Here is a 14,318-nt window from a genome sequence, read left to right on the forward strand (position 1 = left end):
ACCGCCCGGCGCCCCCGGCCAGCCTCAGGCTGCCGGGGGCGTGCTGCGTCCGGCCCGGCTCCTTTGTGAACAAAAGTTTTCTCGGCAACAACAAGGGCTGTATTGTTGGGAATGTGACCAACGAAACACTTGATGCCGCCGCAGAAGTACTTCCGGCCGAGGCAATTGACGCAATCGAACGTGCGGCTACGTCCGCCCACCGCCACGAGCTGCTTTTCTCGGAGCGCGCAGCAAACATCAAGCAGTCGGCAGTCCGTGATGTCTTCGATATCTCGATGCGGCCCGGACTCGTCTCCCTTGCGGGCGGCAGCCCCTACCTGCAGTCGCTCCCACTGGAACGCCTCGGCCAGACCGCCGCGAAAATCATCGCCGAACAGGGCATGAAGGCCCTGCAGTACGGCGGCGGGCAGGGCACGGAAGAACTCCGGACCCAGATCTGTGAGGTGATGGCCGCCGAGGGAATCCTCGATGCCAAGCCGGAGAACGTTGTGATCACCGCAGGGTCGCAGTCCGCCCAGGACGTCGCAACCAAGGTGTTCTGCAACCCCGGCGATGTGGTCCTCGTCGAGGATCCCACCTACGTTGGCGCCCTGAACACCTTCGAGGCCTACCAGGTGGAGGTGGCGACGGTCCCGATGGATGAGGACGGCATCATCCCGGACCTGCTCGAGGCCAAGATCGCCGCGCTGCAGACAGCAGGCAAGAACATCAAGTTCCTCTATACGATCCCGAGCTTCAACAACCCCTCCGGGATCACCCTCGCCCAGGAACGCAGGCAGCAGGTCGTCGATACATGCCGCAACGCGAATATCTTGGTGCTCGAGGACAACCCCTACGGCCTGCTCCGCTTCGACGGCAAGCCACTGACACCCCTGCGCGCGGCTAACCCGGACGATGTCATCTACATGGGCTCCTTCTCCAAAATCTTCGCCCCCGGGCTACGGATCGGCTGGGCCCTCGTGCCCGCACACCTCCAGCGCCGCTACTACCTTGCCTCGGAGGCCGTCACCCTGTGCCCGCCGACGCTCAACCAGATGCTCGTCTCCGCCTATCTGCGGGACTACGACTGGCACGGCCAGATCGAGACGTACCGCGGACTCTACAAGGTACGCTGCGACGCTATGCTTGCTGCCCTTGAGGAGTTCATGCCCGACGGACTGAGCTGGACACAGCCCGAGGGCGGCTTCTTTGTCTGGGTGACCCTGCCTGAGGGCATCGACACCTATCCCCTGCTGAAGAAGGCAATCGACGCCGGCGTCGTATTCATTCCCGGCGCGGCATTTACGCCGTCCGATGAACCGTCCAACAAGATCCGCCTGGCCTTCAGCGCCGTCCCGCCGGAATCCATCCGCGAGGGTGTCCGTCGGCTGGCACCTGTCCTGCGGGAAGCCGTCGAGGCGTTGTAGCCTGAATCATCACCGTGTCTGACCGAAGACGACCGTAGACCCAAGGAGCATTTCATGACCGGAATTATTGTTGTCGGCGTCGACGGCAGTGAGACAGCCTTGAAGGCTGCACACACCGCCAAGGATCTGGCCGCCACGCTCGGGGCCACCCTGCACGTAGTCAGCGCGTTCGACAGCGACCGGACCGAGGTCTTCGGCAGCGGCAGCGACAAGTGGATCGTCTCCGATGCCGGCGAGGCGGAAAAGGTCGCGAAGGGTGTCGCGGACAGCCTCCGCACGCCGGCCGTCAACGTCACCTACGCCGCCGCCCGGGGAAAGCCCGCCGAAGCCCTGATCAAAGAGGCTGAGCGGGCGGGGGCACGGATGATCGTGGTCGGCAACAAGCGCATGCGCGGAATCGGCCGGGTGCTCGGGAGCGTTGCGAACAGCGTGGCCCACAACGCCCCCTGTGACGTCTACATCGCCAAGACCGACTCCGTCGACTAAACGACGACGGACAAGAACACGTCAGGCCGTCCCGGTACCCGCCGGGGCGGCCGTCTTCAACATCCGGCGCAGGATCTTGCCTGAGGCGGACTTCGGCACGGCGTCGATGAACTCCACCCGGCGGACCTTCTTAAACGGCGCCACGTTGGCTGCCACGAAGTCCATCACGGCGGCCTCGTCGAGCCGGTCGCCGAGCTCCCCGGGCTGCCGGACCACAAACGCCATCGGCATCTCCTGGCCGTCGGCGTCAGCGGTCCCGATCACCGCGGCATCGGCGATCCCGGGGTTCGTGAGCAGCAGCGCCTCAAGCTCGGCCGGGGCGATCTGATAGCCCTTGTATTTGATGAGCTCCTTAAGCCGGTCCACGATCGTTACGACGCCGTCCGCCCGCACTGTCGCAACGTCCCCGGTGCGCAGGAAGCCGTCGGCGCCGAGCGTGTCCGCCGTTTCCTCCGGCCGGTTGAGGTAGCCGAGCATCACGTTGGGACCGCGGCACAGCAGGTGCCCCGGCATGCTGGTGCCCTCGGCAGGTAGCTCGATCTCCTCCCCGGTAGCAGGGTCCACGAGGCGGCAGTCCATGTTCGGGACGGTGTAGCCGACCGAACTGACCGGCACACCCTCCGCATCCACCGGGATAAGGTGCGAGACCGGGCTCAACTCGGTCATGCCGTAGCCCTGCAGCACGCGGCAGCCCAGGCGCCCGCCCAGGCTGGCGCCGAGTTCGCCGTCGAGCGGAGCGGCACCGGACAGCGTGGTGTGCACCGAACTGAGGTCGTAGTCGGCGACGAGCGGATGCTTGGACAGTGCGACGGCGACTGGCGGGGCGATGAACAGGTAGCTGCACTTGTGGTCCTGAATGATCCGCAGGAACTCGGACAGCTCGAATTTCGGCATCGTTACCAGCCGGGCGCGCTGCCGCAGGGCCAGGTTGAGCAACACGGTCAATCCATAGATGTGGAAGAAGGGCAGGAGCGCCAGCAGCCGGTCATCCGGGGAGACGTTGAGCAGGCCGCGTGATTGTTCGGCATTTGCCACGAGGTTGCGGTGGCTGAGCATCACGCCTTTGGGCCGGCCCGTGGTCCCGGAGGAATATGGCAGCACGGCCACGTGCGTGGCGGGATCGAAGCTGACCTCGGGGGCGGGTGCGCCCGCACCGAGCAGGTCGCGGAGCGAGGGGTGGCCCTCGGCGCCGTCAAGCACCACGAGCCGCCCGGCCGGGATCCCGGCCTGCGCGGCTGCTTCCCGGGCGCCGGGCAGCAGCGCCGAGACGGTGAAGAGCCACTCCGCGCCGGCGTCGGCGAGCTGCAGGGCGATCTCATCGGCCGTGTAGAGCGAGTTGACCGTGGTCACCGTGGCGCCGGCCCGCAGCAGCCCATGGAACACGGCGGCGAAGGCGGGGACGTTGGGGCACAGGAGCGCCGCGACGCCGTCGACGCCGAGCCCCCGGGCCGCGACGGCTCCGGCCACGGCGTCGATCTGCCCGCGCAGTACGCGGTACGTGGTTTCCGCTCCGCTGGTGCCGTCAACGATGGCGATCCGGTCCAGGTCCTCCTCCCGGAGGCCGCCAAAAAGGTAGTCGTAAATGCTGACGTCGGGAATATCGACGTCGGGGAACGGGCTCGAAAACACGCAACATCTCCTTTGATCCGCGTCCGCCCGGCTGGCGGCGGCTGGTGCCACTCTAATGCCGCCGGCGGCCCCCGGACAGGAAAGCGGCCTATTGACCCACGTCACCCCCGCTGGTGGGCAGCCTCACCCGCGTTGTGGGCCGCCCGCAAAATGCCCGCCGGTAAAATTAGAGACGGCCCCGATGGTGCGGACACCCCAAAACCCAGCGATCCGGGAGACCCCCCTGCGTACATATCAGCGCCGCCAGCTTGTAGGCCACGACATCCTCCTGGCCCGACACGGAAACCACATCAGCGCCATGCGCGTGGACCGCAGCGCCGGCCGCGTGGTCGCTCTCTTGGACGACGGGTCCACGGACAGCGCGCCCAACATGATCTCCCCCGGGCTCCGGATGCCCGACACGGTGCGCAGTGTCCTGCGCGAGGACTGGAAGTTCCTTGCCGTCCTGACCGCGTGCGGAACCGGCCTCGCCGGCGCCATGGTGGCGGCCGTGGTCTCCGTTGCCGGCCTGGTCGGCGACGACCCTGCCCTGGCCCAGATGCTGACCTACGCCGGCAGCTGAGTCCCGGAACCGGGCCGGCTGCACCCCGCCCCGGCGCGTCAGTCCAGCAGCAGCGCGGGTTCTTCCAGGATGGATGCGACGTCGGCCATGAAGCGGGCCGAGAGGTCCCCGTCGACGACGCGGTGGTCGAAGGAGCCGCCCAGGGTGGTAATCCAGCGAGGAATGACCTCGCCGTCCAGGACCCAGGGCTTCTGCTTGATGGTGCCGAAGGCAACGATCGCGACTTCGCCGGGGTTGATGATCGGTGTGCCGGTGTCGATACCCAGGGCACCGATGTTGGTGACCGTCAGCGTGCCGCCCTGCATCTGGGCGGGCTGGGTCTTGCCGGCGCGGGCAGTGGTCGCCAGCTCGTTCAGGGCCAGGGCCAGTTCCTTGAGCGAGAGGTCCTGGGCGTTCTTGATGTTGGGCACCATCAGGCCGCGGGGGGTCGCGGCGGCGATGCCCAGGTTCATGAAGTGCTTGATCTGGATCTCGGCCGATTCACTGCCGTCGGCGTTGTCCACCCAGGTGGCATTGACGCTGGGGTTGCGGGCGGCGGCCCAGATGACGGCCTTGGCGAGGATCAGCAGCGGTGAGACCTTGATGCCCTCGAAGTCGCGGGAAGCCTTGAGCCGCTTGACGAACTCCATGGTCCGGCTGGCGTCGACGTCCACAAAAATGCTGACGTGCGGCGCGGAAAAGGCCGACTCGACCATGGCCTTGGCGGTGGCCTTGCGGACGCCCTTGACCGGGATCCGCTCGATCCGCTGTTCCTGCGGGCGGCCGGACTTGCCCCAGAAGGTGTCCGCCTTGTCCAGCTCGGCGTCGCGCTGGGCCTGGTAGCTGACCAGGTCCTCACGGGTCACTTCGCCGCGGACGCCGGTGGGGACGACGTCGGCGAGGTCGATGCCGAGGTCACGGGCGATCTTCCGGACGGGTGGCTTGGCAAGAACCCTGTTGACGAGGCCACTGATGGCCCCGCCGAGGGTGGGCCGCAGATCGGGCGTCTCCGCGGGGCCGGTCCGCTCCTCGTCGGCAACGGGCTGGGGGCTGACCCGTGCGACCGGCGGCTCCGCGGGTACGGCGGCCGGGCCGGGGACGGTGGTTGCGTGCGTCGAACCCGACGGTGCGGCGGAAACCCGCCGGCGGCGCTTGACGGCGTCGGCCTTGGGTCCGGAACCCACCAGCGGACCGCCGGCCGGGCGCCCGGCGGCCTCGACGGCGTCGGAGGCGTCCGCTTCCAACTTCCCGTACAGGGGCTGCTCAATGACCGGCGCAGGAGCCGCAGCGGCGGGCGCGGCATCCGGGGCCGCCGCGTCGGTGACGCTGATGATCGGGGTCCCGACGTCGACCGTCACACCCTCCTGGACCAGCAGTTCGGTCACGGTCCCGGCAAACGGGGAGGGCAGCTCGACGAGGGACTTGGCGGTCTCGATCTCGCAGATGACGTCATTGACGGCCACGGTGTCGCCTGCCTTGACCTTCCAGGAGACGATTTCGGCCTCGGTCAGCCCTTCGCCCACATCGGGGAGGTTGAACTTGTTAAGCGTCATGGGGTCCTCGGTTTTCGAAAGGCGACATCAGTAAGAAAGGGCCCGGTCCAGTGCTTCAAGGATCCGGTCGATGTCCGGCAGGTAATCTTCCTCCACCCTGGCCACGGGGTAGGGCATGTGGAAACCGCCGACACGGATGACCGGCGCCTCGAGCGAGTGGAAGGCCCGCTCGCTGATCCGGGCCGCGATTTCGCCGCCGATGCCGCCGAACGTCGGGGCCTCGTGGGCCACGATCAGCCGGCCGGTCTTCTTGACCGAGGCCGTGACGGTGTCAAAGTCGATCGGCGAGATGGAGCGCAGGTCGATCACCTCGACGCTGTGGCCGTCCTCGGCGGCGGCGTTCGCCGCGGCGAGGGCCACCGGGACCAGCGGGCCGTAAACCACCACGGTGGCATCCGTTCCTTCGCGCAGCACGTGCGCCTTGAACGGATCCGCGGCGGTTCCGGGGTTTTCGGTGTCCACCTCGCCCTTGAGCCAGTAGCGGCGCTTGGGTTCGAAGACAATCACGGGGTCCTGGCAGTCGACGGCCTGCTGGATCATCCAGTAGGCATCGTGCGGGTTGGACGGGGTGATGATGCGCAGGCCGGCCGTGTGGGCGAACAGCGCCTCGGGCGACTCCGAGTGGTGCTCGATCGAGCCGATGCCGCCGCCGTAAGGGATCCGGATGACGACGGGAACGGTCAGGTTGCCGTTGCTCCGGGAGTGCATCTTGGCCAGCTGCGTGGTGATCTGGTTGAAGCCCGGGAAGACGAAACCGTCGAACTGGATTTCGCAGACCGGCAGGTAGCCGCGCAGCGACAGGCCGATCGCGGTGCCGATGATGCCGGATTCCGCGAGCGGGGTGTCGAGGACGCGGTCCGCGCCGAACTCGGCGATGAGCCCGTCCGTGACGCGGTAGACGCCGCCCAGGGCCCCGATGTCCTCGCCCATAAGCAGCGAGCGGGGGTTGTTGTTCAGCGTCGCGCGCAGGCCCTCATTGATGGCCTTGGCAATGGTCATGGTGGTCATCAGCGGCTCGCCCCTGTTTCTGCCTCGGCCGGTTCCGCCTGGTCGGCGAACCCTGCGCTGTACTCCTCGAACCAGGCCAGCTCCTCGGCCACCAGCGGGTGCGCTTCCACGTACGTGTTGGCGAAGGCGGTCCGGATGTCCGGGGTTTCCAGGTCATGGGTGGTCCTGCGGACATAGGCGGCCAGCTCATCGCCGTCGGCCCTGACCTGCTCGAAGAAGGCGTCGTCGGCGAGGCCTTCGGCACGGAGGTACTTTTCCAGGCGTTCCAGCGGATCCTTGGCCCGCCACAGGGTTTCCTCGGCGGATTCCCGGTACTTGGTGGGGTCATCGGCCGTGGTGTGCGCGCCGACGCGGTAGGTGAACGCCTCGATCAGCACGGGGCCGTGGCCCTCGCGGGCCCGCTCCAGCGCCCATTCCGTCACAGCGTGCACGGCGATGACATCGTTGCCGTCCACCCGGATGCCGGGGAAGCCGTAGCCCTTGGCACGGTTGGCCAGCGGGATGCGCGTCTGCACCGAGCTGGGCACCGAGATGGCCCAGTGGTTGTTCTGGCAGAAGAAAACCACGGGCGCGTTGTAGGAGGAGGCGAACACCATGGATTCGTGGACGTCGCCTTCGGAACTGGCCCCGTCGCCGAAGTAGACCACGACGGCGGCCTTCGGTTCCGCCGGCTGGCCCCCGGCCTCGGCCGCCGCGGCTGCCGCGAGCTTCTGGTCCCGCTGGATTCCCATCGCGTACCCGACGGCGTGCGGGGTCTGCGCCGCGAGGACCAGGGTGTAGAGATGGAAGTTGGTGTCCTTGGGGTTCCAGCCGCCGTTGGAGACGCCGCGGAACTGGCGCAGCAGCTCGGCGAGGTCCACGTTGCGGGTCAGCGCCACACCGTGCTCGCGGTAGGTGGGGAAGATGTAGTCCTGCGGCTGGCTGGCGCGGCCGGAACCGATCTGCGCGGCCTCCTGGCCGGTGAGCGGGACCCACAGGGCAAGCTGCCCCTGGCGCTGGAGGGCGGTGGCCTCGACGTCGAAGCGCCGGATCTTTGCCATGTCGGCATAGAAGCCCCGCAGCTTCTCCGGATCCAGCCGCTTGGCATACTCCGAGTAGACCGGGTCGGTGCCCAGGGTCCCGTCGGGGGCCAGCAGCTGCACCATCGGCTCGGCCGGGTCGCCCAGCCGGGCTTCAGCCGCCGCCTCGCGCTGGTCATCCATCTCGGTACCGTCGAACTCGGTAGAGGGCAGATGTGTGGCGCCCATACCGTCTCCTTGCTTGCCGCATCCGAATGCGCCGCAATCGCTGGGATATATGCCGGACCGGTAATACATTCCCGGCCCGGCATATATTTTGGCTTACTCGTCCCTACTTTATCCGCAGGCCCTTGCCTGCGGGCGTTATGTTAAGCGCTAGGAACGCCGTGGCGGTTTTGTATAGATCGCACAGAGTTCCAGGAAGCGGGTGTTGGCCTCGGCCTCGCCGATGCTGACCCGCACCCCCTCGTCGCCGAAGGCACGGACCGACAGGGCCCGATCCCCCGCGAGGGCGGCGAATTCCGCGCTGTTGGCGCCCAGGTTGAGCCAGACAAAGTTGCCCTGCGCCTCCGGGACGAACCAGCCAAGCTCGCGGAGACCGGCCGTGACGCGGTCACGTTCCTCCACGAGGCTTTGTACCCTTTCTACAACCTCGCCGAAGTGCTGCAGCGACGTGACGGCGGCGATCTCGGCGATCTGGGACACCGCGAAGGGCGTGGCCGTGACGCGCAGGTGCTGGGTGAGGTCCGGGTTGGACACGCTGTACCCGACCCGCAGCCCGGCGAGGCCGTGGGCCTTTGAGAAGGTGCGGAGCACCACGACGTTGCGGTATTTGCGGTACATCTCGATGCCGTCCACGGCGGCCTCGGCGCGGACGAACTCCTGGTACGCCTCATCGATGACGACGACGACATCGGCGGGCACCGACTTGATGAAGTGCTCGGTTTCCGCCGTGGTGATGATGGGCCCGGTGGGGTTGTTGGGCGTGCACAGCAGGATCATCCGGGTGCGTGCGGTCACCGCGGCGGCCATCGCTTCAAGGTCGTGGCGGCCCTCGGCGGTCAGCGGGATCCGGACGCTTTCTGCGCCGGCGACGCCGACGCAGATCGGGTACGCCTCGAAGGAGCGCCAGGCGTAGATGACCTCGTCCGGCTTGCCGTCATCGTTCTGCCCGGCGAACGTCGCCAGCAGCTGGTTCAAGGCCCCGAGGCTTCCGGCTCCGGTGACAATGTCCTCGGCGGGAACGTCCAGGAACTCGGCGAGAGCGCCGCGCAGCTTGCTGCTCAGCGGATCCGGGTAGCGGTTGAAGTCGGTCTGCGCCGCGATGGCCTGCTGCACTGCAGGGATCGGGGGCAGCGGGTTTTCGTTCGAGGAAAGTTTGTAGCTGACCAGGCCCTCGACGGGGACGGGCGGTTTGCCGGCCGCGTAGCGGGGAAGGAGGTCTACCACCGGGCGGGGCCGGATGCCCCCGGCCGTGTTCTCTGATGAAGTCATGCAAACTAGCCTACTTCGCGTCCCTGCCGCTGCCCGGTGGGGATATGACAGCATGGGGCCATGCGCTCAATAATCGTTCGGGTCATCATCAACGGACTGGCCCTGGGAATCGCCGCCTGGATCCTCCCCGGCCTGGAGATCACCACCTCCGCCACCACTGCCGCGGTGGGCAACAGCGGCCTCACGCAGGGCACGGACACCATCGGCATCATCCTGGCGTATCTGTTCATCGGCTTGATTTTTGGTGTGGTCAACGCCTTCGTCAAACCGATCGTCAGCCTGCTGTCGCTGCCGATCACCATCCTCACCCTGGGCCTGTTCACGATTGTCATCAACGCCGCGATGCTCTACCTGACGTCGTGGCTGAGCAGCTACACGCCCGTGCATTTCACCATTTACGAGTTCTTCTGGACCGCGGTGTTCGCGGCCATCATCACCACGGTGGTTTCGCTCGTGGCGGGCCGGCTCGCGGGTGCCGGCAGGCGCTGAGCCCCTGCCGGTCAGGCAGCGGCCTTCCGCGGCCCGGCGCGCCGGGCCTGCGGCCTCCGGTCCGCCTTCTGCGCCGGCATCGCTTCGCGGCGGAGTGAGAACCGGGTGACGGTGGCCGCCCCGCCACTTCCCACGACGGCAGCGAGCGCCACGGTGGACGCCTGCAGCGAGGGGTCCTTACTCACGGCGACGGCCTCCGCCCCGAACGCATAATTGCCGAGCCGGTGCCCGGGGCCAAGCCCGAAGTCGGCCAGCGGCGGGACGTCCAGCGGATTTGTCAGCGTGACCGTCACCCGGTCCTTGGTGTCGGCATTGGACTGCCCGTCGGCCCCCGGCACCCAGTCCTGTTCGTGCTCCAGATGCAGGCTGCTGATTCCCGGCTCCGGGGTAATACCGCCCACGGGCGAACCTGCGGTCAGCACGAATTTCAGATCGTATTCGGCCAGGAACGCCTTGTCCTGGCTCAGGTTCATGGCATGGATGCCGCCCTGGCTGTAGCCCACGGCGGCGAGCGGCTCCCCCGCCTTCGCGCCGGCCTCCCGCAGGGCCTGCCGGATGGCCGCCGCCGTCTCCGCCGATCCGTACGCCAGCCCCTCCGCGATGCCGCCGGAATCGAACGGGTTGGTACCCGCAGGCAGCCCGTCCAGCTGCGTGCCCGGGATAACGACAACCCAGGCGCGCCCGCTTCCGCCGTCGAGCTGCAGCACCTCAATTTCGCCGCTCCTGCCGCCGACAGCCTCGGCACGGAGCAACAGCCCTGCCGGCGAGGCGTCGACGTCTTCCGTCCTCGTCTCCGCGCCGGCGATCCGCACCGGCCGGGGCCGGAGGAACTCGAAGCCGGACGCCGTCCCCAGCCCACGGACCGCGTCCCCGACGCCGGGAGGGCCGCCGGACCCTCCGAGCGCGCCGGCGAGGGCGCCCGGAACTCCCAGCAGGATTGCCATCCGCCCGGACGCCCGGGCCGCCCCATCTTCGGCGATGTCACGGACTGTCAGCGCCGGCATACCGAACCGGCCCCACAGCGGTCCGAAGGCGGGCCCGATCCGGCCCATCCGCAATAGCAGGCTGTTCCGCGCTTCGGTGAACTCGTACTCCCGGTGGCTTGCCGAGACGTCGCGGCAGAGCCGTTCGAGGTCCGCCCGGACCCGCCCCACGGCCCGGGCGGCCTCACCGGCCGCAATGACGGCACGAGTGCCGCTGGCGTAGGCATCGGACTGGTAGGCGAACAAGGCGCGCCGCACCGCGTCGGCTTCCGATTCAAGGGACCCCAGCTGGCCCACGACCGTGTCGAGCGCCGCGGCCCCGGCGAGCAGCTCCTCGAACTGGAACGTAAGACCGCCGACCCCGCCGCGGATCTGCAGCATCCCGTCGGCGGCCGGTGCAGCGGGCCGGGGGGCTCCGCCGGCACCGGCCGGGGACGACTCGGCCATCAGGGACCCGCCCGGCCGGAGGTCAGCATCACCTTCTGGGCGTGTCGGAGCACCACCGTGACGGCGTCCTGCAGGGAATCCCGGCTGCGGCGCAGCGAAGCGGCCTGCAGGGACAGCGATGTCCGGTAGGCGCGCCCGGCCGGGGACTGCCAGCCCTGCATCTCCAGACGGGCCAGCTGGCGGAGCACGGCATCGGCCTGGTCCGCGCAGACCGCCAGCCGCGCAGCGAGCTGCTGGACCTCGTGGCTGCGCGAGGCGCACGCCTCGGCATCGGCGGCGATGAGGTTGCCGGCTACTGCTCCGGTCATTCCCGTGATCATGGCACCGACGCTATGGCCTCCGGACGACGCGCTGAAGCTGCCCGCGCGGCTATGTGGACAACCCGGGCCCGGCCCCCGGCCGGCCGCCCGCAAGTCACACGGAACAGCGCGCTTAAGGCACAGTGCCACTTCGTGAAAGAATCGGGGCATGCCTGAAACTGCCGCCACAGCTGATATCCGCACGCCGTCCGGACGCCTGGCCCTCGCCGCGTCCTCACAACAGATCGCGCTCGGCCCGCTGGACGGCCGCTACCAGTCCGCCGTCGCGCCGCTGGTCGACTACCTCTCCGAAGCCGCCCTGAACCGCGACCGCGTGGCCGTGGAAGTGGAATGGCTCATCCACCTGACCAGCAACAACGTGGTTCCCGGCGCCGGACCGCTGACCGCGGAGCAGCAGGAGAGTCTGCGCGCCATCGTGACCGAATTCGAGGCCGGCTCCGTGCGCGAACTGGCCGACATCGAAGCTGTCACCGTGCATGACGTCAAGGCCGTGGAGTACTACATCGGCCGCCGCCTGGCCGGCATCGGGATCGAACACCTGACCGCCCTGGTGCACTTCGGCTGCACCTCGGAGGACATCAACAACCTTGCCTACGCCCTGGGCATCAAGGGCGCCGTCGAGGACGTGTGGCTGCCGGCCGCCCGCAAGCTCGTCGCGCAGATCAGCGCCATGGCCGAGGAAAACCGCGCCGTCCCGATGCTGTCCCGCACCCACGGCCAGCCCGCCACCCCCACCACCCTGGGCAAGGAACTGGCTGTTATCGCGCACCGGCTGACCCGCCAGCTGAACCGCGTCGGCAGGACCGAGTACCTCGGCAAGATCAACGGTGCCACCGGCACCTACGCGGCCCACGTAGCCTCCGTTCCGGGCGCCGACTGGCAGCAGGTGGCGAAGTCCTTCGTCGAAGGGCTGGGGCTGGCCTGGAACCCGCTGACCACGCAGATCGAAAGCCACGACTGGCAGGCCGAGCTGTACGCCGACGTCGCACGCTTCAACCGGATCCTGCACAACGTCTGCACCGACATCTGGAGCTACATCTCGATCGGCTACTTCGCGCAGATCCCGGTCGCGGGCGCCACGGGCTCCTCCACCATGCCGCACAAGGTCAACCCGATCCGCTTCGAGAACGCCGAAGCCAACCTGGAGATCTCCTCCGGACTGCTCGATGTGCTCGGCTCCACGCTGGTCACGTCCCGCTGGCAGCGCGACCTCACCGATTCCTCCTCGCAGCGGAACATCGGCGTCGCCTTCGGACACTCGCTCCTGGCCATCTCCAACGTGGCCAAGGGCCTGGACCGGCTCGATGTCGCCGAAGCCGTGCTGGCCGCAGACCTGGACACAAACTGGGAAGTCCTGGGCGAGGCCATCCAGATGGTCATGCGCGCCGAGGCAATCGCCGGCGTCGAAGGCATGGAGAACCCCTACGAGCGGCTCAAGGACCTCACCCGCGGCCAGCGCGTCGACGCCGCCCGGATGCAGGAGTTCGTCCAGAGCCTGGGACTTTCGGCCGACGCCGAGGCCCGGCTGCTGGCGCTCACGCCCGGCAAGTACACGGGGATCGCGGACCAGTTGGTGGACCACCTCAAGTGAGGCTCCTGCTCATCCGCCACGGCCAGACGCCCGGGAATGTCCTCGGCCAGCTGGATACGGCCTACCCGGGGCCGGGGCTGACCGAACTCGGCGAACGGCAGGCTGCTGCCCTGCCGAGGTCCCTGGCGAATGAGCAGATCGACCTCCTCTTCGCGTCCACGTTGATCCGCACGCAGATCACCGCGTCGCCGCTGGCCACCGCGCGGGGGCTCGGCGTCGAGGTACTGGCGGGGCTGCGGGAGATTGAAGCCGGCTCGCTGGAAAAGCACACCGACCGGGAATCGCACCTGCGGTACCTCGGGACCGTGTTTGCCTGGGCCGACGGCGAGCTGGACCGGCGGATGCCGGCCGGCCCCAGCGGCCACGATTTCTTTGAGCGCTACGACGCCTCCATAGAGCGGATTGCGGCCGCGGCCGCGGCGGGCAACACCGGGACGGTGGCCGTGCTCAGCCACGGCGCCGCCATCCGCGTCTGGGCGGGCCTGCGGGCCGACAACGTGGAACCGGGCTTCGCGGCCCGGCATGTGCTGGCCAACACCGGCATCGTTGCGCTGGAAGGGGACCCCGACGGCGGCTGGCGGCTGATCCACTGGGACGAGAGTCCGGTGGGCGGCCTGGTCCTTTCGGACCCGGCGGCGGAGGATCCCACCGGCCGCTCGGTGTAGCGGAGTTCTCCGAAGCCTTACGCGCAGGAAACACGGCCGAAACCGGCGCTGCATAGCCTTGATCTGCATAACCCTTCGGCGAATCGAGGCAGTCATGCAGACCAACCCGCGACTCAACATCAGACAGGTCACCTGGGCCAACCCCGTGGGCGCCGATCTGCGAGCGGCCCAGCAGGCCGAACTGGACGCCCGCTTCGGCACCAGCGACCACGAACCGGGCCCGCCGCCGTCGGAAGCCGACACCGCCGTGTTCCTTGTCGCGCACGACAAGGCCTCAGGCCAGCCCGTCGGGTGCGGCGGACTGCGGATTCTGGACGGCCACACGGCCGAGATCAAAAGGCTCTACGTGCTGCCGTACACCCGCGGCTCCGGTGTGGCCAGCTCGATCCTGGCGGCGCTGGAAGCCCATGCCCACGCCCACGGCATCACCTCCATCACGGCCGAGGCAGGTTCCGCCCAGCCCGACGGCCGGCATTTCTACGAGACCTCCGGCTTTGAACCGGTGCCGAACTTCGGACCGTACGTCGGGGTGGAGCACTCGTACTGCTACGCCAAGGCCATCGATTCGCACAGCGCCGCGCACACTGCCATGGCCTAGGGTGTGTTGCTAAACCCCTGATTTGATCCAGATCAGGGCCGAGGCGAGCGTGACGCCAGCGAGGTAGCTGCGTGCCGTTTTGTCGCTTC

Annotated in this window: 14 protein-coding genes; 7 read left to right on the forward strand and 7 right to left on the reverse strand. The window is 68.2% G+C overall.

The annotated features are described in order from the left end of the window. Window positions 1–113: 113 nt before the first annotated feature. A complete protein-coding gene (locus ABIB51_RS15960) occupies window positions 114–1,406 on the forward strand; it encodes an aminotransferase-like domain-containing protein (protein ID WP_354189701.1) in 1,293 nt (430 codons plus the stop codon). 54 nt (window positions 1,407–1,460) lie between these two features. Next, on the forward strand, window positions 1,461–1,892 hold the full coding sequence (locus ABIB51_RS15965) for a universal stress protein (protein ID WP_354189703.1): 432 nt from the start codon (window positions 1,461–1,463) through the stop codon (window positions 1,890–1,892). 21 nt (window positions 1,893–1,913) lie between these two features. Here the strand turns inward: ABIB51_RS15965 and ABIB51_RS15970 are convergent, their stop codons facing one another. After that, a complete protein-coding gene (locus tag ABIB51_RS15970; RefSeq protein ID WP_354189705.1) occupies window positions 1,914–3,521 on the reverse strand; it encodes an AMP-binding protein in 1,608 nt (535 codons plus the stop codon). Window positions 3,522–3,702: 181 nt separating this feature from the next. On the opposite strand from ABIB51_RS15970, the gene ABIB51_RS15975 reads away from it, so the two are divergent. Then, window positions 3,703–4,083 (forward strand): hypothetical protein, encoded by a 381-nt coding sequence (locus ABIB51_RS15975; RefSeq protein ID WP_502916155.1) that lies wholly within the window; start codon window positions 3,703–3,705, stop codon window positions 4,081–4,083. 38 nt (window positions 4,084–4,121) lie between these two features. On the opposite strand, the gene ABIB51_RS15980 is transcribed toward ABIB51_RS15975, so the two are convergent. The 4 genes from ABIB51_RS15980 to ABIB51_RS15995 all read right to left on the reverse strand — a co-directional run bounded on the left by ABIB51_RS15980 (window position 4,122) and on the right by ABIB51_RS15995 (window position 9,136). Then, window positions 4,122–5,615 carry a dihydrolipoamide acetyltransferase family protein gene (locus ABIB51_RS15980; protein WP_354189707.1) on the reverse strand — a complete coding sequence of 498 codons (1,494 nt, stop codon included), beginning with the start codon at window positions 5,613–5,615 and terminating at the stop codon, window positions 4,122–4,124. Between the two features lie 27 nt (window positions 5,616–5,642). Then, a complete protein-coding gene (locus ABIB51_RS15985; protein WP_354189709.1) occupies window positions 5,643–6,623 on the reverse strand; it encodes an alpha-ketoacid dehydrogenase subunit beta in 981 nt (326 codons plus the stop codon). Beyond that, the gene (gene pdhA, locus ABIB51_RS15990) at window positions 6,623–7,870 is read right to left on the reverse strand and encodes a pyruvate dehydrogenase (acetyl-transferring) E1 component subunit alpha (RefSeq protein ID WP_354189711.1); all 1,248 of its coding nucleotides are present in this window, start codon (window positions 7,868–7,870) and stop codon (window positions 6,623–6,625) included. Before pdhA ends, ABIB51_RS15985 begins: the two co-directional genes overlap by 1 nt. 147 nt (window positions 7,871–8,017) lie before the next feature. Further along, window positions 8,018–9,136: a histidinol-phosphate transaminase gene (locus ABIB51_RS15995; RefSeq protein ID WP_354189713.1), complete on the reverse strand. Its 1,119-nt coding sequence runs from the start codon at window positions 9,134–9,136 to the stop codon at window positions 8,018–8,020. A 60-nt stretch (window positions 9,137–9,196) separates the two neighbouring features. Between ABIB51_RS15995 and ABIB51_RS16000 the strand changes: the two genes are divergently transcribed. Then, window positions 9,197–9,625, forward strand: coding sequence for a phage holin family protein (locus ABIB51_RS16000; protein ID WP_354189715.1), 429 nt, complete (start codon window positions 9,197–9,199; stop codon window positions 9,623–9,625). A gap of 11 nt (window positions 9,626–9,636) precedes the next feature. On the opposite strand, the gene ABIB51_RS16005 is transcribed toward ABIB51_RS16000, so the two are convergent. Further along, window positions 9,637–11,055: an alpha/beta hydrolase family protein gene (locus tag ABIB51_RS16005; RefSeq protein ID WP_354189716.1), complete on the reverse strand. Its 1,419-nt coding sequence runs from the start codon at window positions 11,053–11,055 to the stop codon at window positions 9,637–9,639. Continuing rightward, window positions 11,055–11,363 carry a hypothetical protein gene (locus tag ABIB51_RS16010; protein ID WP_354189718.1) on the reverse strand — a complete coding sequence of 103 codons (309 nt, stop codon included), beginning with the start codon at window positions 11,361–11,363 and terminating at the stop codon, window positions 11,055–11,057. Before ABIB51_RS16010 ends, ABIB51_RS16005 begins: the two co-directional genes overlap by 1 nt. Before the next feature lie 160 nt (window positions 11,364–11,523). Between ABIB51_RS16010 and purB the strand changes: the two genes are divergently transcribed. From purB to ABIB51_RS16025, 3 genes are all read left to right on the forward strand, one after another. Next, complete coding sequence (gene purB, locus ABIB51_RS16015) at window positions 11,524–12,966, forward strand: adenylosuccinate lyase (RefSeq protein WP_354189720.1); 1,443 nt, start codon at window positions 11,524–11,526, stop codon at window positions 12,964–12,966. Then, window positions 12,963–13,631 (forward strand): histidine phosphatase family protein, encoded by a 669-nt coding sequence (locus ABIB51_RS16020; RefSeq protein WP_354189722.1) that lies wholly within the window; start codon window positions 12,963–12,965, stop codon window positions 13,629–13,631. Before purB ends, ABIB51_RS16020 begins: the two co-directional genes overlap by 4 nt. Window positions 13,632–13,725: 94 nt before the next feature. Beyond that, the gene (locus ABIB51_RS16025; protein WP_354189724.1) at window positions 13,726–14,229 is read left to right on the forward strand and encodes a GNAT family N-acetyltransferase; all 504 of its coding nucleotides are present in this window, start codon (window positions 13,726–13,728) and stop codon (window positions 14,227–14,229) included. Window positions 14,230–14,318: the final 89 nt, after the last annotated feature.

This window comes from Arthrobacter sp. UYCu712 (assembly GCF_040547005.1).
Taxonomy (GTDB): domain Bacteria; phylum Actinomycetota; class Actinomycetes; order Actinomycetales; family Micrococcaceae; genus Arthrobacter.